This is a genomic window from Streptomyces sp. NPDC051921 (genome assembly GCF_040680975.1).
In the GTDB taxonomy this organism is placed as follows: domain Bacteria; phylum Actinomycetota; class Actinomycetes; order Streptomycetales; family Streptomycetaceae; genus Streptomyces.
On sequence record NZ_JBFAXU010000002.1, the window covers coordinates 42,135 to 64,537 of the forward strand.

Below are 22,403 nucleotides of genomic sequence, written 5' to 3' on the forward strand. Positions count from 1 at the left end.
TGTTGGCCCAATCCTATGGGGCCCGCACCGGAACCCGTGAAACGGTTTGCCCCCGCGGGGGCTCCCGGAGATCCGTACGGCGTCCGCGGGGTCCTCCGTACGGCTGCCGCCACGCCTACTGGACGACGCGGTCCGAGGGGTGGTCGACGTCGGCGATCGCCGCGGTCGCGGGGGTCGCCGAGATGTCGGCGGGCCGGCGCCAGCCGTGCTCGCCGCGGGCGCGCAGCCAGGCGGTGGTCTCGCCGGGAGGCATGGCGGCGGCCACCAGCCAGCCCTGGACGGCGTCGCAGCCCAGGTCGCGCAGGCGCTCCCAGGTCTCGTCGTCCTCGACGCCCTCGGCGACCACGAGCAGGCCGAGGGAGTGGGCGAGGTCGACGGTGCAGCGGACGATCTCGGCGTCCTCGGTGTCGACGGCGAGCCGGGCGACGAAGGAACGGTCGATCTTCAGTTCGCTCACCGGGAGGCGGCGCAGGTGCACCAGGGAGGAGTAGCCGGTGCCGAAGTCGTCGAGGGACATCTTGACGCCGTGGCCGGTGAGCCCGGCCATGGTGTCGGCGGCCCGCTGCGGGTCCTCCAGGAGCACGTGCTCCGTTATCTCCAGCTGGAGCGCGCCGGCCGGCACCCCGTGCCGGGCGAGCCGGGCGGCGACGGCGCCGGCGAAGCCGGGGGTGTGGACGTCGCGCGGCGAGACGTTGACGGCGACCGGGACGTCGAGGCCCTGGGCGCGCCAGCGGGCCACCTGCGCGAGGGCGGTCTCCAGGACGTACTCGGTGAGGTGGGGCATCAGGCCGGAGGACTCGGCGATCGCGATGAACTCGTCCGGCGGGACCTTTCCGCGCTCCGGATGGACCCAGCGGACCAGTGCCTCCAGGCCGGCGACCTGTCCGTCGAATCGGACCTTGGGCTGGTAGTGCAGCTCGACCTCGCCGGCGTCGAGCGCGCGGCGCAGGTCGCCGAGGAGGCCGAGCCGGTCGGGGGTGTTCGAGTCGCGCTTGGACTCGTACACCTCGACGCCGGTGCGGTCCCGCTTCGCCTGGTACATCGCGACGTCGGCGCGGCGCAGCAGGCCCTCGGCGTCGAGGGCGTGCTCGGGGAAGACGGCGACGCCGGCACTGGCCTCCAGGACGAGGGTGAGCCCGTCGAGGTCGAGCGGGGAGGACAGCTCGGCGACGAGGTGCCGGGCGACGCGCTGGGCGCTGGTGGTGGAGTCGGCGGTGGGCAGCAGGACGGCGAACTCGTCGCCGCCGAGCCGGGCCGCCTCGGCGCCGCGCGGCAGCGCGAGCCGGAGGCGCTCGGCGATCTGGAGGAGGAGCCGGTCGCCCGCGAGGTGCCCGAGGGTGTCGTTGACCGAGCGGAAGCGGTCGAGGTCGATCAGCACGAGGGCGGAGCGGACGCCCTCGCCCTCGGCCTCCTCCAGGGCGGTCCAGGTGCGCTCCAGGAGCCACTGCCGGTTGGGCAGTCCGGTGAGCGGGTCGCGCAGCTGCTCCTCGGCGCGGGCGCGGGCGATCCACAGGGTGGAGTCGAGGGCGATGAGCGGGACGGCGAAGAGCGGCAGGAGCGCGGGGCCGGCGGCGGCGACGACGCAGATGAGGGGGGCGATGCCGAGCAGGGCGACGGCGACCAGGCCCTGGCGGAGCAGGGCGGTGCGCGCGGCCGTGGGCAGTCCGGCGGTCTGCGGCGCGAGGGCGTACCACAGCATGAGCCGGGTCGCCACCAGGTAGGAGACGGCCGCGAGCATCACCTCGGGCACGTCGGCGATCCCCCAGTCGAGGGGTCGCCAGGGCTCCGCGACGGTGGGGACGTCCCCGAAGGTGGCGAGCACCAGGGCGGCGATTCCGGTGCCGATGACGTCCACGGCGCCGTGCAGCAGGCCCTGGCGCCAGCGGTGCCGGCGGGCGGCGGCGACGAGGAGGACGACGGTGAGCGAGACCAGCGAGGCCGGCACCCAGCCGTAGAGGAGCAGGACGGCGAGGGTGAGGGCGGCGCCGGAGCCGGTGCCGCCCCACCAGCGGTCGCGGCCGAGGGCCACGAGATGCCCGACGATGAGTCCGGTGAGGACGGCGAGGGACCAGCCGGCGGCACCGCCGGGGAAGAGCCCCTCGCCGGTGCTCAGCGCCCGGTAGAGACCGGCGGCGAGCGCGACGGCGGCGATGCCCACCAAAGCTCCGGGCAGCCCGGAGGTGATGCCCACGAACGCCGCACGGCCCTGGGGCCGTGCGACCGGGGCGGCACTCTCGGTCGGTTTCATTCCCGTCCCTCTCACAGCCGGCGGTGCGTCGCATCGCGGGGCCGTCGTCATGCCACTGGGCCGTCGTCCCGCCGCGTGCCGTACCGCGTGTCCTGCTCCTGCTCGCGCCGGCAGGGCCCTCGCACGGCCGTGCGCGACGGACGCACGGTCACCACAGTAGGCCGCGGAGGGCTCCGACGGGCGGTGCTCTTCATCTCTTGCCCGAATGCGACCTGGCCACCCGTAACGATCTGGTATGCGCCGAACGGGTGAGCTTCCGCGGTCGGCCGGCGGCCTAGCCGTCGGCCGGGAGGGCGGCCTCCAAAGCGGCTTCGGGCCCTTGTTCGAGCAGGATGACGAAGCCTTCCTCGTTCAGAACCGGAACCTTCAGCTGCATCGCCTTGTCGTACTTGGAGCCCGGGTTGTCGCCCACGACGACGAAGGCGGTCTTCTTCGAAACGGAACCCGTGACCTTGGCACCGACGGCTTGCAGCGACTCTTTTGCGCCATCCCTGGTGAAGTTCTGCAGGGTGCCCGTCACGACCACGGTCAGCCCGTCGAGCGGACGCGGTCCCTGGTCCTCCCCGGCGCCCTCGTCCTCGAAACTCACCCCGGCCGCACGCCACTTGCGCACGATCTCCTGGTGCCACTCCTCGGCGAACCACTGCTTCACCGCGGCGGCGATGATCCCGCCGACCCCGTCGACGGCCGCCAGCTCCTCCTCCGTCGCCTGCTCGATCCGCTCCAGGGAGCGGAACTCGCGGGCCAGTGCCTCGGCGGCGACCGGGCCGACGTGACGGATCGACAGGCCGTTGAGGAACCGGGCCAGCGGACGGCTCTTGGCGGCGGCGATGTTCTCCAGCATCGCCAGCGCGTTCTTCTTCGGCTCGCCCTTCTGGTTGGCGAAGACGGCGACGACCTTCTCCTCGCCCGTCTTCGGGTCCCGCTTGGGCAGCCCGCTGTCCTGGTCGAGGACGTACGCCTTGATGGGCAGCAGCTGCTCGATCGTCAGGTCGAACAGACCGCCCTCGTCGACGAGCGGCGGCTCGGCCGGCTCCAGCGGGCGGGTGAGCGCGGCCGCCGCGACGATGCCGAAGTTCTCGATGTCCAGGCACTGACGGCCGGCCAGGAAGAACAGCCGCTCGCGCAGCTGGGCGGGGCACGACTGCGCGTTGGGGCAGCGCAGATCGATGTCGCCCTCCTTCATCGGCTTCAGCGGCGTGCCGCACACCGGGCACTCGGCCGGCATCACGAACTCCCGCTCGGTGCCGTCCCGCAGGTCCGCGACCGGGCCGAGGATCTCCGGGATCACGTCACCGGCCTTGCGCAGCACGACCGTGTCGCCGATCAGCACGCCCTTGGCCTTCACCACGTCCTGGTTGTGCAGGGTGGCGAACTCGACCTCGGAACCGGCCACCGTCACCGGCTCCACCTGCGCGTACGGGGTGACGCGCCCGGTGCGGCCGACGCCGACCTTGATGTCGACCAGCTTGGTGTTGACCTCCTCCGGCGCGTACTTCCAGGCGATCGCCCAGCGGGGGGCGCGCGCCGTGGAGCCGAGCCGGCCCTGGAGCGCGATCTCGTCGAGCTTGACGACGACGCCGTCGATCTCGTGCTCCACCGAGTGCCGGTTCTCACCGAAGTACGCGATGAACTCGCGGACCTTGGCGAGGGACGAGACGACCTGGTTGTGCCGGGCGGTGGGCAGGCCCCACTCGTGGAGGAGCTCGTACGTCTCCGAGAGCCGGGAGATGTCGAGGCCGTCGCGGGCGCCGATGCCGTGCACCACCATGTGCAGCGGGCGGGTCGCCGTCACCTTCGGGTCCTTCTGGCGCAGCGAACCCGCCGCCGCGTTGCGCGGGTTGGCGAAGGGCTTGTCGCCGGCCTCGACCAGGCGCGCGTTGAGTCCCTCGAAGGCCTCCATCGGGAAGTAGACCTCGCCGCGGATCTCCACCAGGTCCGGGACGCGCTCACCGCGCAGCCGGTCCGGGATGTCGGCGATCGTCCGCACGTTCGGCGTGATGTCCTCGCCGGTGCGGCCGTCCCCACGGGTGGCCGCGCGGGTCAGCCGGCCGTGCTCGTATGTGAGGTTCACCGCGAGGCCGTCGACCTTGAGCTCGCACAGGTAGTGGTAGTCGGGGGTGCCCACGTCCCGGGCGACGCGCTCGGCCCAGGCGGCCAGCTCCTCGTCGTCGAACGCGTTGTCCAGCGACATCATCCGCTCGCGGTGCTCGACCGAGGCGAAGTCCGTCGCGTACGTCCCCGCGACCTTCTGGGTCGGCGAGTCCGGCGTGCGCAGCTCCGGATACTGCTCCTCCAGGTCCTCCAGGGCCCTCAGGAGCCGGTCGAACTCCGCGTCGCTGACGACCGGCTGGTCCTTCACGTAGTACCGGAAGCGGTGCTCCTCGACCTGCTCCGCCAGCTCGGCGTGCTTCTCCCGCGCCTCGGCGGGGGCCCCCTGTTCGACTGCCACCGTTTCTCGTCCTCCCGATGCCTGAAACCCGGTCACTCTGGGTTGTCCGCGAGCGATCTCGCCGCCCGGGCGCAGTGCGCGAGCGCCTTGCGGGCGTACGCCGGCGAGGCACCCGCGAGACCGCAGGTCGGGGTGACCACCACGGACTCCGCGAGAGTCCCCGGATTCAGCCCCAGCCTGCGCCACAGCGTCCTGACACCCATGACGCTACCTCCCGGGTCCGACAATGCCCCCGAGGCCGGGTCCGTGGACGGCACCACACCGGCGAGGAGCACGGTCCCGCCCTCCACGGCCTCCCCGATCTGCTCCTCGTCACGCTCGGTGAGCAGGGAGAAGTCGAACGACACCCCGGCGACGCCGGCCCGGCGCAGCAGCCCGAACGGCACGCCGGGCGCGCACGAGTGCACGACCACGGGCCCGTCGTGCACGGTGATCACGTCCCGCAGCGCGCTCTCCACGACCTGCCGGTCGACGGCCCGGTAGGTGCGGTATCCGCTGGCGGTACGGACCTGGCCGAGCAGGACGGCGGTCAGCGAGGGCTCGTCCAGCTGGAGCACGATCCGGGCGCCGGGCACCCGCTTCCGCACCTCCGCGAGGTGTCCGCGCAGCCCCTCGGCGAGCGAGCCCGCCAGGTCCCGACAGGCCCCCGGATCGCCGAGCGCGGCCTCTCCGCCGCGCAGCTCCAGGGCGGCGGCCAGCGTCCACGGCCCCACCGCCTGCACCTTCAGCGGTCCCTCGTAGCCCTGGGTGAACTCCTCCAGGGCGTCCAGGTCCTCCCCCAGCCACGACACCGCCCGTCGGGTGTCCCGGCCCGGCCGGTCGCTGATCCGCCAGCCGCTGGGCTCCACGTGTGCGTAGAGCTCGACGAGCATCCCGGCGGTCCGCCCGATCATGTCCGCGCCGGGCCCGCGGGCGGGAAGCTCCGGGAGGAACGGGAAGTCCTCGAAGGACCCGGTCACGGTCTTGGCGGCCTCACGGGCGTCCCCGCCGGGCATGGACCCGACGCCGGTGGCCGGGCCCCAGGAAAAGTCGTTCTTCTCGCTCACTCCCGCAGGGTACGTGCCGTGCGCGCGCGGGCGTCGGCGGCGTCCGGCGCACGGCCGGTCCCCCCGCCACCGCCCGCGTCACCCGCTCAGCGCCCCGGCCGCACCGTCAGGTCGTTGACCTCGGCGTCGCGCGGCAGGTCGATCGCCATGACGATCGTGGTGGCCACCGACTCGGGGTCGATCCACTTCTCGGGGTCGTACTCCTTGCCCTCCTGCTGGTGCACCTTCGCCTGCATCGGGCTCGCGGTCCGGCCGGGGTACACGGACGTGACCCGCACGCCGTGGGCGTGCTCCTCGTGGCGCAGGGAGTCGGCGAGCGCCTTCAGGCCGTGCTTGGAGGCGGCGTACGCGCTCCACTCGGCGTGCGCGTTGAGCCCGGCGCCCGAGTTCACGAACACGACGTGCCCCTTGGAGACCCGCAGTTGGGGCAGGAAGTGGCGGGTCAGCTCGGCGGGCGCGATCAGGTTGACGTTGAGCTGGTGGTGCCAGGTCTTCGGGGTGAGGTCGCCGACCGGGCCGAGATCGACGACGCCGGCGACGTGCAGCAGGGTGTCGATCCGCTCGGGCAGGCTCTGGTGCGAGAACGCCCAGGAGAGCCGGTCCGGGTCGGCGAGGTCGCCGACGAGCGTCCGCGCCCCGGGGAACTCCGCCGCCAGCTCCTTCGCCCGGCCCGCGTCCCGCGCGTGCAGCACGAGCTCGTCCCCGCGCGCGTGCAGCCGCCGCGCGACGGCGGCCCCGATGCCGGAGCCGGCTCCGGTGATCACATGAGTAGCCATGGGCCCATGCTCTCAGCTGTCAGGGCAGGGGCGTGGTGGCGGACCAGAAGTCGGAGCGGACGTCGGGGGTGGGGATCCGGGGACGGGATCCTGCCGACGACCGGGACGCGAGAGCTGCCCCTTCGTATCCCCCGCCCTGTCGGACCGTTCGCGGACTCAGGCCGCGTACGCCTCCAGGTACGCCAGCGCCGAGACCGCGTCCTCCGCGAAGAAGACGAGGTCGGTCAGCGGGATGGGGAGGAAGCCCTCCTCGTCCATGCGGTGGAGCTGGGTCTTGAGGCCGTCGTAGAAGCCCGCCGTGTTGAGGAGGACGACGGGCTTGGTGTGCTTGCCGTGCTTCTTCAGCTCCAGGATCTCGGTGGCCTCGTCGAGGGTGCCGGCGCCGCCGACCATGACCACGATCGCGTCGGCGTGGGCGAGGAGGAGGGCCTTGCGCTCGGCGAGGTCACGCGTCATCACCATCTCGTCCGCGCCCTCATAGGCCTTGTGGGCCAGGAACTCGACCGAGACGCCGAGGAGCCGGCCGCCGGCCTCCTTGGCGGCATCGGCGACGACCCCCATCAGGCCCGCGTGGGAGCCGCCCCAGACCAGGGTGTGCCCGGCCTTGCCGAGCAGGCCCGCGAAGTCCCGGGCGGGGGCCGTGTACCGCTCGTCGAGGTCGGCGGCGGAGAGGAAGACGCAGATGTTCATGCGCTCCACCGTAGGGCCTGCCGCGGACAGGCAGATCTTTTCCTGGTGAAGTTCCGGCCGCGAGCGATGAGTTCCGGGGGCGGCGCCGGTCTGCCCTTCCATGGACGAGGTGAACACCACGCCGTACCGGGCCAAGGGCCTGGTCAGGGCGCAGGACGGGACGCGGATCGGCTACGAGCGCTACGGGGAGGGGCCGCCGGTCGTCCTGGTCGGCGGGGCGCCGGGCACGGTGGGGGGCGAGCGGGCGCTGGCCGGGCTGCTCGCCCGGCGCTTCTCGGTGGTCGCGTACGACCGTCGAGCCGCCGCGGACTCCGTGGAACGGGAGATCGCCGACCTGGCGGCGCTGGTGAGCGCGGTGGGCGGCGCGAGCGGTACGGCGGCGGTGCACGGAACGGCGTCCGGCGGCGCGCTCGCGCTGGCCGCGGCGGCGGCCGGGGTGCCGGTCGGGCCGCTGTCGGTGTACGAGCCGACCTGCGGCGCCGACCAGGCGGGCCGGCTCGGCCGGGTGCACGCGCGCGTGCTGGTGGTCGACGGCGGCGCGAGCCCCGCCTGGACGCGGAGGGCGGCCCGGACGGTCGCGGCGGCCGTACCGCGCGGCCGCCACCGCACCCTGACCGGGCAGACCCACGAGGTGGCCCCGCACGTCCTTGCGCCGGTCCTGGCGGACTTCTACGGGGAGGACCCGGCCGGGGACTGAGTCCCCGCCCGGGCCCGCCGGTGCGCGCGCGTCACGCGTCGGCGGTCGCCGCCGTCTTCCGCGCCGTCGTCGCGATCGTCGCCGAGCCGACCACCCGCGTGCCGTCGTACAGCACGATCGCCTGGCCGGGGGCGACGCCGCGGACCGGCTCGTCGAAGGTGACGGTCAGTCGGCCGGCCTCGAGCGCGGCGGTGACCGGGGTCTCGCCGCCGTGGGCGCGCAGCTGGGCGGTGTAGCGGCCGGGGCCCTCGGGGGCGGTGCCGCACCAGCGGGGCTTGATGGCCGTGAGCGCGGTGACGTCCAGGGACTCGGCGGGGCCGACGGTGACCGTGTTGTTCACCGGGGAGATGTCGAGGACGTAGCGCGGCTTGCCGTCGGGGGCCGGGTGCCCGATGCGCAGGCCCTTGCGCTGGCCGATGGTGAAGCCGTACGCGCCCTGGTGGCTGCCCACCTTCGTACCGGACTCGTCGACGATGTCTCCCTCGGCCGTACCCAGATGGGAGGCGAGGAAGCCCTGGGTGTCGCCGTCGGCGATGAAGCAGATGTCGTGGCTGTCGGGCTTCTTGGCCACGGCGAGGCCGCGCCGCTCCGCCTCGGCGCGGATCTCGTCCTTGGTGGTGAGGGTGTCGCCGAGCGGGAACATGGCGTGCGCGAGCTGCTTCTCGTCGAGCACGCCGAGGACGTACGACTGGTCCTTGGCCATGTCGGAGGCCCGGTGCAGCTCGCGGGTGCCGTCCTCGTTGAGGACGACGGTCGCGTAGTGGCCGGTGCAGACGGCGTCGAAGCCGAGCGCGAGCGCCTTGTCGAGGAGCGCGGCGAACTTGATCTTCTCGTTGCAGCGCAGGCACGGGTTGGGCGTGCGGCCCGCCTCGTACTCGGCGACGAAGTCCGCGACGACGTCCTCGCGGAAGCGCTCGGCGAGGTCCCACACGTAGAACGGGATGCCGATGACGTCGGCGGCCCGCCGGGCGTCGCGCGAGTCCTCGATGGTGCAACAGCCCCGCGCGCCGGTCCGGAAGGACTGCGGGTTCGCGGAGAGGGCCAGGTGCACGCCGGTGACGTCGTGCCCGGCCTCGGCGGCGCGGGCGGCGGCGACGGCGGAGTCGACACCGCCGGACATGGCGGCAAGTACCCGGAGGGGACGGGGGTGGGAGCGCTGCGGCGAGGTCTGAGTCATAGCTCTACCAGGGTACGGGCACGGGGAACCGAGGTCGTCGGAGTAAGCGTTCTCGATCACATGGGGAGCAAGGGACAGGGCAGAGGAACGGCCAAGGGCGGAAGCGCGGCCAAGGGCAAGGGCAAGGCCAAGGGCGGAGCCAAGGCCGCGGCAGGGGGCGGGAAAGGGCCGGGGCGTCGCGCGGTGCTGCTCGGCGGCGCCGTCGCCGTCGCCGGCACGGCCGTCTTCGCCCGGGACGAGCTGGCGCGGCTCTACTGGCGCCTGCCGGGGATGGAGAAGAAGCGGGTCGAGGGCGAGCTGGACCACAAGGGTGCCGAGTGGTCGGCGGCCTCGCGGGCGAACTGGCGGCGGGCGGACCGCCCGGACGACTACGTGGTCGACCGCGTGGTGATCCACGTCGTCCAGGGCAGCTACGCGTCGGCGCTGAAGGTCTTCAAGGATCCCGGGCACGGCGCCGCCGCGCATTACGTCGTCCGCAAGGACGGGCACGTCGCGCAGATGATCCGCGAGCTCGACGTGGCCTTCCACGCGGGGAACCGGGACATGAACGAGCGCAGCATCGGCATCGAGCACGAGGGCTTCGTCGACCGGCCGCAGGACTTCACGGCGGCGATGTACGCGGCGTCGGCGCGGCTGACAGCCGGGATATGCGCGCGGTACGGGATACCCGTGGACCGGGAGCACATCATCGGGCACGTGGAGGTGCCGGGCACGGACCACACGGACCCGGGGCCGCACTGGGACTGGAAGCGCTACATCGCCCTCGTACGGCAGGAACGCACACGGCTGGGCTGAGACCGCGTGGGACGGCCGGCGGGGGCGTCCAGGGCCCGACCGTGAAGGCCGCACGGCCGGCGGGTGACCGGCGGGACCGCACGGCCGGCGCTGGACCGCCGCGGCCCGACCGCCAGGGCCGCCCGGTGGGTCCCTGACCGCCAGGGTCTGACCTACCGGCGCGGGACCGCCAGGGCCCGACCGCCAGGGCCCGACCGCCAGGGCCCGACCGCCAGGGCCGCACAATCGGCCCCCGACGGCCAGGGTCGGACCCACCGGCGCGGGGCCGCCGCGGGCCGACCGTCGGGACCCGGCCGCCGCGGCCCGGCCGCCGCAGCCCGACCGTCGCAGCCCGATCGTCGGGACCCGACCGTCGGGACCCGGCCGCCGCGGGCCGACCGTCGCGGCCCGGCCGTCGCGGCCCGATCGTCGGGACCGGGCCGTCGGGACCCGGCCGCCGCGGCCCGGCCGCCGACACGGGTCCCGCGGGGGCGGACGGTCCGCGAAGGTAGGCCCTCAGCTCAGGCCGGCCGCCCGCGCCCGTTCCACGGCCGGGCCGATGGCCTCGGCGACCGCCGCCACGTCCTCCTTGGTGGAGGTGTGGCCGAGGCTGAAGCGCAGCGTGCCGCGGGCCAGGTCGGGGTCGGTACCCGTGGCGAGCAGGACGTGGCTGGGCTGGGCGATGCCGGCGGTGCAGGCGGAGCCGGTGGAGCACTCGATGCCGGCCGCGTCGAGAAGCAGGAGCAGGGAGTCGCCCTCGCAGCCGGGGAAGGTGAAGTGGGCGTTGGCGGGGAGCCGGTCGACCGGGTCGCCGCCGAGGATCGCGTCGGGGACGGCGGCGCGGACGGTGGTGACGAGCTCGTCGCGCAGGGCGCCGACGGTGCGGGCGAACTCCTCGCGGCCCTCGGCGGAGAGCCGGCCGGCCACGGCGAAGGCGGCGACGGCGGGCACGTCGAGGGTGCCGGAGCGGACGTGTCGCTCCTGGCCGCCGCCGTGCAGGACGGGGACGGGGGTGTACTCGCGGCCGAGGAGGAGGGCGCCGATGCCGTAGGGGCCGCCGATCTTGTGCCCGGAGACGGTCATGGCGGCGAGTCCGGAGGCGGCGAAGTCGACCGGAACCTGTCCGAAGGCCTGGACCGCGTCGGCGTGCAGCGGGATGTCGAACTCGGCAGCGACGTCGGCGAGTTCACGGATCGGCATGATCGTGCCGATCTCATTGTTGGCCCACATGACGGTGGCCAGGGCGACCGACTCGGGCTCGCGCGCGACGGCCTCGCGCAGGGCCTCGGGGTGGACCCGGCCGTGCGGGTCGACGGGCAGGTACTCGACGGTGGCGCCCTCGTGGGTGGCGAGCCAGTCGACGGCGTCGAGGACGGCGTGGTGCTCGACGGGGCTGGCGAGGACGCGGGTGCGGCGCGGGTCGGCGGCGCGGCGGGCCCAGAACAGGCCCTTCACGGCGAGGTTGTCGGCCTCGGTGCCTCCGGAGGTGAACACCACCTCGCTGGGCCGGGCCCCGAGCGCGCCCGCGAGGGTCTCGCGGGCTTCCTCGACGGTCCGCCGGGCGCGGCGGCCCGCGGCGTGCAGCGAGGAGGCGTTGCCGGTGACGGCGAGCTGGGCGGTCATCGCCTCGATCGCCTCGGGAAGCATGGGCGTGGTCGCGGCGTGGTCGAGGTAAGCCATGGTGGGACCGATTCTACGAGGCGGCCCCGGTGCCGCCGCCCTCTGGCCTGTTTACGCCGCGGAGCGCGCCGCCCCGGCCGCCACCCGGCGAGGTGGGCGCGGGCGACGGGCGGGGCGAGGGCCTCCGGGCTCGGCTCAGCCGCGGGGTGCGCGGGCCAGTTGGCGGGACTGGGCGACCAGGCGGTCGGCGGAGTCCCAGACCTCGGCGTCCTCCTCCAGGAAGCCGCCCGCGAGGTTGCGGGTGGTGATGGAGACCCGCAGCGGGCCGGGGGCCGGGCGGCAGCGGACGTGGGTGGTGAGCTCGACCGTGGGGGTCCAGCCCTTGAGGCCCAGCTCGAAGGAGGTCGGCGGCAGCGCGTCGACGGTGAGGAGCAGGGAGAGCGGGTCGGGGTCGCGGCCGTCGGCCAGGCCGAACCAGCCGCGCATCTCGCCCTTGCCCGACGGGGCGCCGATCGCCCAGCCGACGGTCGCCGGGTCGAGGCGGACGTCGAGCCGCTCGGTGATCGCCGAGGAGCCGGGGATCGCCGGGGCGGGGCCGTCGGAGGCGCCGAAGCACTGGTCGATCGGCGCGACGGCGGGCGGGGTCGCGGTGGTGCGGACCTCGTCCGGGAGCGTGTCCAGGTCGCCGTACGAGGCGAGCACGCGGATGCGCTCGACCTCGGTGCCGTCCTCCGCGTACTGGAGGAGGGAGGCCTGGCCGGTGGAGAGGGTGCGACCGGTGCGGACCGTCTCGGTGCGGATGACCGCGGGGCCCGGCACGGACGGCGTGAGGTAGTGCGCCGAGATCGTGAACGGGTCGGGGTGCGGCAGGTGGTCGCCGAGCGCGCGGCCGAGCAGGGCGAGGAGGTAGCCGCCGTTGACGGCGTGGATGATCGTCCAGCCCGCGGAGAGTTCGGCGTCGTAGACGCCGGGCTCGCGAAGGGTCACGGCGGTGTCGCGATCGAACTCGCTCACCGTCTCGATGCTCGTGCTCATGTCCTCGACGGTACAGGTTTTAGCTACTGAGCGGTAGCTTTTTCGGGCTCCTCGCGGGCGGAGGAGCGCCGGTTCCAGGCCCGCGGGGCCCGCCAGTGGTAGCGCATGGCGAAGAGGCGCAGGACGAAGGCGGTCGCGACGGCGGTACCGCTGGTGTAGGCATTCAGCACGTCGAAGCGGATGAAGAGCACGGTCATCGTCGCGCCCACGATGGCCGGCACGGCGTACAGGTCACGGTCCCAGCGCAGCAGCGACGGCACCTCGTTCGCCAGGACGTCCCGCAGGACACCACCGCCGACGGCCGTGGCCAGACCGAGCGCCGCGGAGGAGGTCAGGCCGAGACCGTAGTCGTAGGCCTTGGTCGTGCCGGTCACGCAGAACAGCCCGAGGCCCGCCGCGTCGAAGACGTTCACCGCGGTCTGGGTGCGCTCCACCTCGGGATGGAGGAAGAAGACGAGCACGGTCGCGACGAGCGGCATGAGGAAGTAGCCGAGATCCGTGAACGCGGCCGGCGGTACGGCGCCGATGATCAGGTCCCGCAGGAGCCCGCCGCCGAGCGCCGTGACCTCGGCGAGGACGGCGATGCCGAAGACGTCGAAGTTCTTGCGGACGGCGAGCAGGGCGCCGGAGATCGCGAAGACGAAGATGCCGACGAGGTCGAGCGCGTGTTGGACGGAGGGGTTGAACAAATCGTGGAGCACCGCCCCATTGTCCCGGTCGCGGGGACGGGCTCCGCGCACCGGTGGGGCCGGTACGCCGTGAGGCCCCCGCTGCCCTGGGCAGCGGGGGCCTCACCTGCGTTCACGCCTCCGGCGACTTCTCCGGCTTCGCCGGGGCGTCCGCCTCGGCGGCCTCGGACTCGACGGCCGCGGGCGACGCGACCGCCTCGACCGTCCCGTCCCGCCCGGCCGACGCGTCCGCCTCGGGCTCCGCCGGCGTCTCCGCCTGCTTCGCCTCCGCCGGCGCCTTCGTGATCGCGACCTCGACCGACTCCCGCGCCGCCGGGACCGTCAGGCCCTCCGCGTTCTCCGGGTGGTGGCAGGCCACGCGCTGGCCCGGGCGGAGCTCCAGGAGCGGGGGCTCCTGGGTCTTGCAGACCTCCGTGGCCTTCCAGCAGCGGGTGTGGAAGCGGCATCCCGGGGGCGGGGCGATCGGCGACGGGACGTCACCGGTCAGGAGGATGCGGTCCGTCTTCGCACCGCGGCGGCGCGGGTCCGGGATCGGGACCGCGGACATCAGGGCGCGGGTGTACGGGTGCATCGGCGACTCGTACAGGGACTTGCGGTCGGCGAGCTCGACGACCTTGCCCAGGTACATCACCGCGATGCGGTCCGAGACGTGGCGGATCACCGAGAGGTCGTGGGCGATGATCACGTACGTGAGGCCCAGTTCCTCCTGGAGGTCGTCCAGGAGGTTGACCACCTGCGCCTGGATGGAGACGTCCAGGGCCGAGACGGGCTCGTCCGCGACGACCAGCTTCGGCTTCAGGGCCAGGGCGCGCGCGATGCCGATGCGCTGGCGCTGGCCGCCCGAGAACTCGTGCGGGTAGCGGTTGTAGTGCTCGGGGTTGAGACCGACCAGGCCCAGCAGGCGCTGGACCTCCTTCTTCACACCGCCCTCGGGCTCCACGCCCTGCAGGTTGAAGGGGGCCGAGACGATCGAGCCGACCGTGTGGCGCGGGTTCAGCGAGCCGTACGGGTCCTGGAAGATCATCTGGATGTCGCGGCGCAGCGGACGCATCTTCGCCACCCCGAGGTGGGAGATGTCCGTGCCCTCGAACTCGATCCGGCCGGCCGTGGGTTCCAGCAGGCGCGTGATCAGCCGGCCCATCGTCGACTTGCCGCAGCCGGACTCGCCGACGACGCCGAGGGTCTCACCGGGGTAGACCTCGAAGTCGATGCCGTCGACCGCCTTCACGGCGCCGGTCTGACGCTGCAGCAGGCCCTTCTTGATGGGGAAGTGCTTCTGCAGGCCGGTGACCTTGAGCAGGGGCTCCGGCGAGGATTCCATGGTGTCGGTCACAGCTTCGGCGCAATCTCTTCGGTCCAGATCCGGGTCCGCTCCTCGGGCGCCATGTGGCAGGCCGAGAAGTGGCGGCTGCCGGTCTCGGTCAGCTCGGGGCGCACGGTCCGGGTGATGCCGCCCTTGGGGACGTCCGCGTACGGGCAGCGCGGGTTGAAGGCACAGCCGCTCGGGACGTTGATGAGGCTGGGCGGGTTGCCCTTGACCGGGATGAGCCGGTCGGTCTGCTCGCGGTCGATGCGCGGCATGGAACCGAGCAGTCCCCAGGTGTAGGGGTGCTGGGGCTCGTAGAAGACGTCCTCGGCCGAACCGCGCTCCACGCACCGCCCGCCGTACATGACGAGGATGTCGTCGGCGATCTCGGCGACCACGCCGAGGTCGTGCGTGATGATGATGACCGCGGAGCCGAACTCCTTCTGCAGGTCCCGGATCAGGTCGAGGATCTGGGCCTGGACGGTCACGTCGAGCGCGGTGGTGGGCTCGTCCGCGATGAGCAGCTCGGGGTTGTTCACCAGCGCCATCGCGATCATCGCGCGCTGGCGCATACCGCCGGAGAACTCGTGCGGGTAGTTGTCGAACCGCTTGGCCGGCTCGGGGATGCCCACGCGGTCGAGGAGCTCGACGGCCCGCTTGCGGGCGGTCTTCTTGTCGACCTGGTTGTGGACCCGGTAGGCCTCCACGATCTGGTGGCCGACCGTGTAGTACGGGTGCATCGCGGACAGCGGGTCCTGGAAGATCATCGCCATCTCGCGGCCGCGCATGCGGCGCACCTCTTCGGGGTCCGCGGAGAGCATCTCCCGTCCGTTGAGCCAGATCTCGCCGGAGATGCGGGCCTTCTGCCGGCCGTACTGGCCGACGGTGTGCAGGCCCATGATGCCGAGCGAGGTGACCGACTTGCCGGAGCCGGACTCACCCACGATGCCGAGGGTCTTGCCCTTCTCCAGCTGGAAGGTGAGGCCGTCGACCGACTTCACCAGACCGTCGTCGGTCGGGAAGTGGATCTTGAGGTCGCGGACGTCGAGGAAGGCGTCCGACGGGGCGTCCTTGCCGGACGCGACCGGCTCGCCGAGCGCGGCGCCGGTCTTCGTCAGCTTGTCGGTCATGCGAGCCTCACTCGGGGGTCGATCACGGCGTACAGGAGGTCGACCACGAGGTTCGCGATGACCACACAGGACGCCGTCACGAGGGTCACCGCCAGGATCAGCGGCAGGTCGCGCTCGCTCACGCCCTTGATGGCGAGGCCGCCGAGGCCGTGGAGGCTGAACGCGGTCTCGGTCAGGATCGCGCCGCCGATGAGGGCGCCGAGGTCCATGCCGAAGATGGTCAGGATCGGGGTCATGGTGGAGCGCATGGCGTGCTTGCCGAGCACCACCGGCTCCGGCAGGCCCTTGGCCCGCGCGGTGCGGATGTAGTCCTCGCCCAGGACCTCCAGCATGGTGGCGCGGGTGAGTCGCGCGTACATCGCCGCGTAGAGGAAGGCGAGGGTGACCCAGGGCAGCAGCAGGCCGCCGAACCAGCCGCCGAAGGACTCGCTGATCGGCACGTAGGAGGCGTTGAGCCAGCCCAGCTGCGTGCGGAAGACGAGCATCGCCAGCATGGCGGTGAAGAAGATGGGGAGCGAGACGCCCGCGAGCGCGGTGATCATCGCGGCGCGGTCGATGATCGTGCCCCGCTTGAGCGCGGAGACGACACCGGTGGAGACGCCCATGACCAGCCACAGCACCGCGGCACCGAGCACCATGGAGAGCGTGACCGGGAAGGCGTCGACCAGCATCGACCACACGTCCTGCTCGGTGCGGAACGAGTAGCCGAGGCAGGGGGCCGCGCAGTGGATGGTCTCGCCGCCGCCCGTGTAGTCACGGCCGACGAAGATTCCGGAGACGAAGTGCCAGAACTGCACCAGGATCGGCTCGTCCAGGCCCAGCTTCTGACGGATGCCCTCAATGGAAGCCGGATCCGCCTGCTTGCCGACGAACATCGCGGCAGGGTCGCTGCCGGTCATCTTGGGGATGAGGAAGAAGATGCTGAGCGTCACCAGCGTGACGACGAGCAGCATCACGACGACGGCGAAGAGCCGTCGGACTATGTATGCAAGCATGCGGTCGGCCGGTCGGCGGCCGGGGGACCCGATCGGATCCCCCGGCCGTCGCGCACGGCCATCACCTGCCCTTCGGACCTAGCGGCGGGTGCGCCGTTGGAGCGAGTTGGTTTCTGACTCGGCTTACTTCACGACGCCGAGCGACGCGTAGTCGTAGCGACCGTTGTAGGCGTCGGCCGTGTAGACGTTCGTCAGTCGCGAGCTGCGCCAGATGATGTTCTTCTCGTGGGTGAAGGGCAGGTAGACCGCGGCCTCCGAGACCTTCGTGTTGATCTGCTTGTAGAGCTCGCCGGCCTTGTTCGGGTCGGTCTCCTTCAGCGCCTGGTCGAACAGGCCGTTGACGGCCGGGTCGTTCAGCTCGGAGAAGTTGTTGTTACCGCTCTGCAGGATGAAGCGACCGTCGACGAGCGGCTGCAGGAAGCCCTGGCCCGACGGGAAGTCGGCGCCCCAGCCCATGATGATGATGCCGTAGCCCTTCTCCTTGACCACCTTCGGCGAGCCGATGATGCCGGAGGTCTGGGCGCCGTCGAACTGGTCGATCTGGGCGTCGATGCCGACGGCCTTCAGCGACTGCTGCAGGGACTCGGCGGTGGCGATCTCGATCTTCTTGTTGTTGCGGACCGCGATCGTGGTCTTGAAGCCGTTCGGCTTACCGCACTTCTTCAGCGCCTCCTTCGCCTTGGCGAGGTCAGGGGCGCCACCGAGCTTGCCGTACGGGTCGGCCTTCGGGTCGGCACCCTTGATCGCCGGCGGCAGCATGTTGGAGGCGATGTCGCCACCGGCCTGCGGGCCGCCACGGGCGGTCTGGAGGGACTTGGAGTCGGCCGCGTAGATGATCGCCTTGCGGCACTCGATGTTCGGGATCACCGTCTGCGGGAAGACCGCGTACCGGATGAAGCCGGTCTGCGGGTTGTCCACGTTGCCCTTGTGCTGCTGGAGCACCTTCTGGCGGGCGGAGGCGCCGACACCGGTCGCGTTGATGTCGAGGTCGTACTCGCCCTCGACCAGGCGGTTGTCCATGTCGTCGGCGTTCGTGGTGAACGTGACGGAGATGGTGTCCGGGAGCGCCTTGCGGATGTTGTCCGTCTTCGCGTCCCAGTTCTCGTTGCGGACGAGCTTCATGGACTTGTTCGGCGTGTACGACTGCCACTTGTACGGGCCGGAGGAGAAGACGCCGAGGCCGTACTTGGCCTTGGTGTCCTTGTCCTGGCGGACCGGGGAGGCGGCCGGCATGGCCAGCATCTGCAGGAAGTCACCGTTGGCGACCGGCAGCTTGAAGACGATGGTCTTGTCGTCCGGGGTCTCGATCGCCTTCAGACCGAGCTTGTCCGCGGAGGTGTCCTTGTACGGGCCCTTGTACTCGCCCTTGGGGTCCAGGACCTGCTGGAGGTAGATCGGGCCACCGGAGATGAGGTCCTGGGCCCAGATGCGCTCGATGCCGTACTTGATGTCCTTGGAGGTGATCGGCTTGCCGTCCTCCCACTTCACGCCGTCCTTCAGCGTGAACGTGTAGGTGAGGCCGTCGGCCGAGACCTTGCCGGCGTCGGTGGCGAGGTCGGGGACCAGCTCGGTGGAGGCGGCGCCCGGCTCGGCCTTGAAGGTGACCAGCTGACGCGTGAAGTAGCGCTGGAAGTCCCAGACGAAGCCGTAGTAGCCGCGCTGCGGGTCCCAGCTGTCGGCCTCCTGCGAGCCGATGAACTTCAGCTCGCCGCCCTTCTTGTCGGAGGCGTTCGCGACCTTGTTCACACCGGCGTTGAAGCCGGCCGCGCCGCCCTCGCCCTTGCCGCCACCGCTGCCGCCGTTGCCGCCGCCACAGGCGGTGGTGACGACCATCGTGGCCGCGGCGAGCAGCGCGCCCGCGGCGATTCTGCGCCTCTGGGAGCTGTTCAGAGTCATGGTCGAGCAACCTCCGAAGTAGTGGCGGCCGTTACGGTGGTCCGCCGTTGGGGGATGTGCCTCCTGTCGACAGCGGCAGGGGCTGGTCTTGCGGTGAACGGCGTACGGTCAGCGGGAGCCCTTCGGGTCGAGCGCGTCACGCACGCCGTCGCCGAAGAGGTTGAACGCAAGCACGGTGATGAAGATGGCGAGGCCGGGGATCACCATGAACAGGGGGTCCGACTCGTAGGTCGTGATGGCCGTCGAGAGCATCTGGCCCCAGGAGGCCGTGGGCGGCTTCACACCCGCGCCGAGGAAGCTGAGCGCCGCTTCGGTGAGGATGTTGGTGGGGATCATCAGGGTCGCGTAGACGGTGATGGGGGCGATCAGGTTGGGCAGCAGCTCGCGGCGCAGGATGTAGAACCGGCCGGCGCCGAGGGACTGCGCGGCCTCCACGTACTCGCGGTTGCGCAGGCTGAGGGTCTGGCCGCGGACGATGCGGCCGACGTACGGCCATCCGAAGAAGCCGATCACCAGGACCAGGGCCGCGATGCGGACGCCCGAGCCGTCGAGGCCGAGGAGCTGGTTGGGCAGCACCGAGACCAGCGCGATGGTGAAGAGCAGCTGCGGGAAGGCGAGCATCACGTCCATGACCCGGCTGAGCGCCGCGTCGATCCAGCCGCCGAAGTAGCCGGCGATGATGCCGAGGACGGTGCCGAGGGCCACCGCGAAGAGGGCGGCGAGGAAGGCCACCAGCAGCGAGATCCGGGCACCGTAGACGATGCGGCTGAAGACGTCGCGGCCGTTGACCGGCTCGACCCCGAAGAGGAAGTCGGAGCTCACGCCGCCCCAGGAACCGATCGGGGTGCCGAAGAGCGGGTCGATCTGGTCCTCGTGGAACTCGTCCGGCGGGTGGCCGAGGAGACCGACGATGACCGGGGCGAAGATCGCCACCAGGATCAGGAAGACGACGACGAACGCGCCCGCGAGGGCGAGCTTGTCGCGCTTGAGCCTGGCCCACGCGATCTGCCAGGGGGAACGGCCCTCGATCGCCTTGGCCGGCGCGTCGGGCACGGCGTCGACGGCGGCGGCGGATTCAGCCGCACTCGTCTCGTGCAGTGGTGCCGTCATCGTGGTGAGGACCCCTCTCGGCCGCCGGGTCGCCGGCCCTTGCCCGCCGCGGGTAGCGGCTCGGTGGAACAACTGCTGGGCACCGGCCCTGAGGGGCCGAACGCCTGGTGTTCCGGGGAGTCTTCAATGGGCTCGCGATCACCCGCCAGACCTCGCGGGGAATGTTTGCTCAAACGTGATGCGGTGCGTTGTCTTCCGTTATCCGGACGTCGCGAGCGCGTGAGCGGACCATCTCGGCCGCTATTCGACCAGATCGGACATCCGGCCCAAGTGCTGTCGCGCGGGCGAGAATTGGGGCGACAGGAAGGCCGGAAAGGGACGTTTCAGTACGTGCGGGGCGCGGCCGGGGGGTAGCCGTAGCCGGGGGCGGGCGGGGCCGCCGGACCGGCGTGCGCGTCGCGGTCGTAGAAGGGGCGCGCGTGCGCCTGCAGCCACATCGCGACCGGGTCGTACGTGTCGGACATGGCGACCGTGGAGACGGGCAGGCCGTCGGGGACGGTGGCGACCGTGCGGTGCATCATCGCCCGGACCGCCTCGACGGAGGCCGGCGAGGAGTCGTACAGGTCGAGACCGATGGCCAGGTACGGGGAGCCGAGCGCGGGCTGCACCCAGGCCCGGCGCAGCGAGCGGACGGCCGGGGTGCGGTGGGCGTTCTGCGTGAGCAGGGCGTAGAACTGCGGGATCTCGACGGCGGGCTCGGAGAGCCGCAGGGGCCCGGCCGGCATCCGGCCCAGCCCGGTGGCGATGCGGCGCAGATCGGCCCAGGGGATGCCGACGCCGCCGCCGGGGGCGTGCGGATTGAGCCAGATGCCCCAGCGGTCGGGAAAGAGGGCGCGGGCGATGTCCAGGCCGGACACGACCTCGTGGGCGCGGTTCCAGCCGGAGGCGGACAGCTCCTGGGCGGAGGTGACACAGGGGGCGTAGCCGTAGCCGTCGACCTCCATGTTCCCGTACTGGGCTTCGGGCGAGCCGGGGTTGCCCTGCCAGAGGAGCATCCAGACCTCGCCGCCGGTGAGGGCGTGCAGCAGCTCCTCGTAGGCGTCGTGGCGCCCGGGCGCCACCTGGCGCAGCATGTGCTCGACCTTTCCGGCCGCAGCGGTGCCTGACGCGCTCACCGTGGGTCCCGCCCCTCTTTCTTCCGTCACCCGGTCTGGATCGCCCCCGAGGCCGATCGCCTCCGGAGCTTCTGAATCAGTTCAGCTTAAACAGGGGGGCCGTCACACGGCGGCGCGCTGGAAGAAGGGGCGTACCTTCTCCAGCATCCAGTCGCCGACCGGGTCCTGGGCCACGTCGAGCAGGATGAGGTTGACCGGCCAGGCGACCTCGACCCTGCCGAGGGCGCGGCCGAGTGCGTCGAGCGGCGCGTTGCGGTCGGCCTCGGGGCCGGTGAGCTGGACGCCGACGAAGAGGGCGGGTTCGGTGCCCTCGACGCTGGCCAGGGTGCGGCGGGCGGTGGCGACGACGCCGGTGGCCTCGAACTCGGCGGAGGCGGCGGCGAGGAAGTCGACCGGGTCGTCCTGCCAGTCGGGCTCGAAGAGGCGCACGCGGCCGCCGCCGGCGGGCCCGTCGAGGGCGGTGCGGCCGGACCTGCAGAGCTCGGCGACGGCGGGCGGGGGCAGCGGGACGCCGACGGTGCCGCCGGGGTTCACGGCGATGCCGAGCTGCGGGGGCAGGCCGCGGGCGAAGTCGCGGGCGGGGGCGACGGTGTACGACATGCGCTCGCCGGCGATGGCGAGGAACTGCTGCTCGGAGCTGAAGACCGGCACGTACGGGTAGCCGTCGATCTCCAGGGTGGGCAGGTCGAGCTCGGGGCTGTCGGGGCCGCCGCCGTTGGGCAGGGGCACCCAGACGGGGCTGCGGCCGAGGACCTCGACCAGCCGCCCGCCGGCGGAGGGGTTGCCGAGGGAGGCGGCCAGTACTTCCTCGAGCTCATTGCCCGGCCACGTCACGTCCACGGTTCTGTCGTCCCCTTCCGGCACTCGGTGCGGTCAGCACCTTAACGGCGGCTCGGCGCCTCCGTGACCGAAAAGGACGCGAGAAGGCATGGGAGTGGTTCAGGACACGTCGCGGAATCCGATGCTCCGCAGGGTGTCGGCGGCGTCCCGGTCGAGCAGGGTGACCGAGGCGCAGCCGGGCGGCAGGGCGCCGGCCTCGGCGGTGCGCACCAGGCGCGCGACGGCGCGGCGGTGCCGGGCGAAGGCGTAGCCGGAGACGCCCCGGCCCCGCTCCCGCTGGCCGGCCCGGGCGGTCTCGGGGTCGACGTCGAGCAGGATCAGGTGCAGCGCGACCCCGCGCCGGCGGGCCTCGCGGGCGAGCCAGCCGCGCACCCAGGACTGGGTGCCGCAGTCGTGCACGACGACGCCGGCGCCGGAGCGCAGGGCGCGGCGGAGGCCCGCGTAGTGGGCGAGGCGGGCCAGGGGGCGGTAGGCGGCGTAGGGCACGAAGCGGGGCAGCCGGGCCTCCCAGCGCTCCCGGGTGTCCTGCGAGTCGACGGCTCGCCCCTCGGCGGCGCGGCTCATGAGGGTCGACTTGCCGGCCCCGGGCAGCCCGGAGACGACCACCACGTCGCCGGCCGCGAAGCTGAGCACCCGGGGGCTGCGTCCGCCGCGCTCGCGCAGGTCCCTGAGCAGCCGCGCGCGGCGGCGGCTGCGGGCGCGGGCCCGGGCTCCGGCGTGCTGGACCGGTATCCCCGCGCTCGTGGCGTAGGCGCTGGTGCGCTGGACCGTCATCGCATGCTCCCCCCGTCGGGCTCTTTTGAGACC

19 protein-coding genes are annotated in these 22,403 nt (G+C 72.4%); 2 read left to right on the top strand and 17 right to left on the bottom strand.

The genetic code is table 11. The features are described 5' to 3' along the window. Positions 1–115: 115 nt before the first annotated feature. The 5 genes from AB0M16_RS02895 to AB0M16_RS02915 all read right to left on the bottom strand — a co-directional run bounded on the left by AB0M16_RS02895 (position 116) and on the right by AB0M16_RS02915 (position 7,212). Entirely contained in the window at positions 116–2,248 is a 2,133-nt protein-coding gene (locus AB0M16_RS02895) for a bifunctional diguanylate cyclase/phosphodiesterase (protein WP_365338033.1), read from the bottom strand. A gap of 274 nt (positions 2,249–2,522) precedes the next feature. Continuing rightward, complete coding sequence (ligA, locus tag AB0M16_RS02900) at positions 2,523–4,700, bottom strand: NAD-dependent DNA ligase LigA (RefSeq protein WP_365338035.1); 2,178 nt, start codon at positions 4,698–4,700, stop codon at positions 2,523–2,525. Positions 4,701–4,732: 32 nt separating this feature from the next. Continuing rightward, positions 4,733–5,695 (bottom strand): methionine synthase, encoded by a 963-nt coding sequence (locus AB0M16_RS02905; protein ID WP_365338725.1) that lies wholly within the window; start codon positions 5,693–5,695, stop codon positions 4,733–4,735. Positions 5,696–5,832: 137 nt separating this feature from the next. Beyond that, on the bottom strand, positions 5,833–6,522 hold the full coding sequence (locus tag AB0M16_RS02910) for an SDR family oxidoreductase (protein ID WP_365338037.1): 690 nt from the start codon (positions 6,520–6,522) through the stop codon (positions 5,833–5,835). A 156-nt stretch (positions 6,523–6,678) separates the two neighbouring features. Then, the gene (locus tag AB0M16_RS02915) at positions 6,679–7,212 is read right to left on the bottom strand and encodes a TIGR00730 family Rossman fold protein (RefSeq protein WP_365338039.1); all 534 of its coding nucleotides are present in this window, start codon (positions 7,210–7,212) and stop codon (positions 6,679–6,681) included. A gap of 100 nt (positions 7,213–7,312) precedes the next feature. Here AB0M16_RS02915 and AB0M16_RS02920 point away from each other — a divergent pair, with 100 nt between their 5' ends. Beyond that, positions 7,313–7,909 (top strand): alpha/beta hydrolase, encoded by a 597-nt coding sequence (locus AB0M16_RS02920; RefSeq protein WP_365338041.1) that lies wholly within the window; start codon positions 7,313–7,315, stop codon positions 7,907–7,909. Positions 7,910–7,940: 31 nt separating this feature from the next. Here the strand turns inward: AB0M16_RS02920 and mnmA are convergent, their stop codons facing one another. Further along, positions 7,941–9,086, bottom strand: coding sequence for a tRNA 2-thiouridine(34) synthase MnmA (gene mnmA, locus AB0M16_RS02925; protein ID WP_365338043.1), 1,146 nt, complete (start codon positions 9,084–9,086; stop codon positions 7,941–7,943). Positions 9,087–9,146: 60 nt separating this feature from the next. Here mnmA and AB0M16_RS02930 point away from each other — a divergent pair, with 60 nt between their 5' ends. After that, positions 9,147–9,881 carry an N-acetylmuramoyl-L-alanine amidase gene (locus AB0M16_RS02930; protein WP_365338045.1) on the top strand — a complete coding sequence of 245 codons (735 nt, stop codon included), beginning with the start codon at positions 9,147–9,149 and terminating at the stop codon, positions 9,879–9,881. Between the two features lie 495 nt (positions 9,882–10,376). Here AB0M16_RS02930 and AB0M16_RS02935 read toward each other — a convergent pair whose 3' ends face one another. From AB0M16_RS02935 to AB0M16_RS02985, 11 genes are all read right to left on the bottom strand, one after another. Beyond that, positions 10,377–11,540, bottom strand: coding sequence for a cysteine desulfurase family protein (locus tag AB0M16_RS02935; protein ID WP_365338047.1), 1,164 nt, complete (start codon positions 11,538–11,540; stop codon positions 10,377–10,379). A gap of 135 nt (positions 11,541–11,675) precedes the next feature. Next, positions 11,676–12,515, bottom strand: coding sequence for a thioesterase family protein (locus AB0M16_RS02940; protein ID WP_365338049.1), 840 nt, complete (start codon positions 12,513–12,515; stop codon positions 11,676–11,678). 23 nt (positions 12,516–12,538) lie between these two features. Next, entirely contained in the window at positions 12,539–13,216 is a 678-nt protein-coding gene (locus AB0M16_RS02945) for a trimeric intracellular cation channel family protein (protein ID WP_365338051.1), read from the bottom strand. A gap of 100 nt (positions 13,217–13,316) precedes the next feature. Next, entirely contained in the window at positions 13,317–14,525 is a 1,209-nt protein-coding gene (locus AB0M16_RS02950; RefSeq protein ID WP_365338727.1) for a dipeptide ABC transporter ATP-binding protein, read from the bottom strand. An 8-nt stretch (positions 14,526–14,533) separates the two neighbouring features. Then, positions 14,534–15,640 carry an ABC transporter ATP-binding protein gene (locus AB0M16_RS02955; protein WP_365338053.1) on the bottom strand — a complete coding sequence of 369 codons (1,107 nt, stop codon included), beginning with the start codon at positions 15,638–15,640 and terminating at the stop codon, positions 14,534–14,536. After that, complete coding sequence (locus tag AB0M16_RS02960) at positions 15,637–16,635, bottom strand: ABC transporter permease (protein WP_365338055.1); 999 nt, start codon at positions 16,633–16,635, stop codon at positions 15,637–15,639. Before AB0M16_RS02960 ends, AB0M16_RS02955 begins: the two co-directional genes overlap by 4 nt. A gap of 123 nt (positions 16,636–16,758) precedes the next feature. Next, complete coding sequence (locus AB0M16_RS02965) at positions 16,759–18,531, bottom strand: ABC transporter substrate-binding protein (protein ID WP_365338057.1); 1,773 nt, start codon at positions 18,529–18,531, stop codon at positions 16,759–16,761. 108 nt (positions 18,532–18,639) lie between these two features. Continuing rightward, entirely contained in the window at positions 18,640–19,641 is a 1,002-nt protein-coding gene (locus AB0M16_RS02970) for an ABC transporter permease (RefSeq protein WP_365338059.1), read from the bottom strand. Between the two features lie 323 nt (positions 19,642–19,964). Then, positions 19,965–20,756 (bottom strand): enhanced serine sensitivity protein SseB C-terminal domain-containing protein, encoded by a 792-nt coding sequence (locus tag AB0M16_RS02975; RefSeq protein WP_365338061.1) that lies wholly within the window; start codon positions 20,754–20,756, stop codon positions 19,965–19,967. A 102-nt stretch (positions 20,757–20,858) separates the two neighbouring features. Further along, complete coding sequence (locus AB0M16_RS02980) at positions 20,859–21,596, bottom strand: enhanced serine sensitivity protein SseB (protein ID WP_365338063.1); 738 nt, start codon at positions 21,594–21,596, stop codon at positions 20,859–20,861. 99 nt (positions 21,597–21,695) lie between these two features. Continuing rightward, positions 21,696–22,370 carry an AAA family ATPase gene (locus tag AB0M16_RS02985; RefSeq protein ID WP_365338065.1) on the bottom strand — a complete coding sequence of 225 codons (675 nt, stop codon included), beginning with the start codon at positions 22,368–22,370 and terminating at the stop codon, positions 21,696–21,698. Positions 22,371–22,403 lie beyond the last annotated feature (33 nt).

Excerpts from the sequence above, each read along its gene's own strand:
- AB0M16_RS02895 (WP_365338033.1), bottom strand. The coding sequence starts at position 2,248 with ATGAAACCGACCGAGAGTGCCGCCCCGGTCGCACGGCCCCAGGGCCGT.
- AB0M16_RS02905 (WP_365338725.1), bottom strand. The coding sequence starts at position 5,695 with ATGCCCGGCGGGGACGCCCGTGAGGCCGCCAAGACCGTGACCGGGTCC.
- AB0M16_RS02910 (WP_365338037.1), bottom strand. The coding sequence starts at position 6,522 with ATGGCTACTCATGTGATCACCGGAGCCGGCTCCGGCATCGGGGCCGCC.
- AB0M16_RS02915 (WP_365338039.1), bottom strand. The coding sequence starts at position 7,212 with ATGAACATCTGCGTCTTCCTCTCCGCCGCCGACCTCGACGAGCGGTAC.
- AB0M16_RS02920 (WP_365338041.1), top strand. The coding sequence starts at position 7,313 with ATGGACGAGGTGAACACCACGCCGTACCGGGCCAAGGGCCTGGTCAGG.
- mnmA (WP_365338043.1), bottom strand. The coding sequence starts at position 9,086 with ATGACTCAGACCTCGCCGCAGCGCTCCCACCCCCGTCCCCTCCGGGTA.
- AB0M16_RS02930 (WP_365338045.1), top strand. The coding sequence starts at position 9,147 with ATGGGGAGCAAGGGACAGGGCAGAGGAACGGCCAAGGGCGGAAGCGCG.
- AB0M16_RS02935 (WP_365338047.1), bottom strand. The coding sequence starts at position 11,540 with ATGGCTTACCTCGACCACGCCGCGACCACGCCCATGCTTCCCGAGGCG.
- AB0M16_RS02940 (WP_365338049.1), bottom strand. The coding sequence starts at position 12,515 with ATGAGCACGAGCATCGAGACGGTGAGCGAGTTCGATCGCGACACCGCC.
- AB0M16_RS02950 (WP_365338727.1), bottom strand. The coding sequence starts at position 14,525 with ATGGAATCCTCGCCGGAGCCCCTGCTCAAGGTCACCGGCCTGCAGAAG.
- AB0M16_RS02955 (WP_365338053.1), bottom strand. The coding sequence starts at position 15,640 with ATGACCGACAAGCTGACGAAGACCGGCGCCGCGCTCGGCGAGCCGGTC.
- AB0M16_RS02960 (WP_365338055.1), bottom strand. The coding sequence starts at position 16,635 with ATGCTTGCATACATAGTCCGACGGCTCTTCGCCGTCGTCGTGATGCTG.
- AB0M16_RS02965 (WP_365338057.1), bottom strand. The coding sequence starts at position 18,531 with ATGACTCTGAACAGCTCCCAGAGGCGCAGAATCGCCGCGGGCGCGCTG.
- AB0M16_RS02970 (WP_365338059.1), bottom strand. The coding sequence starts at position 19,641 with ATGACGGCACCACTGCACGAGACGAGTGCGGCTGAATCCGCCGCCGCC.
- AB0M16_RS02985 (WP_365338065.1), bottom strand. The coding sequence starts at position 22,370 with ATGACGGTCCAGCGCACCAGCGCCTACGCCACGAGCGCGGGGATACCG.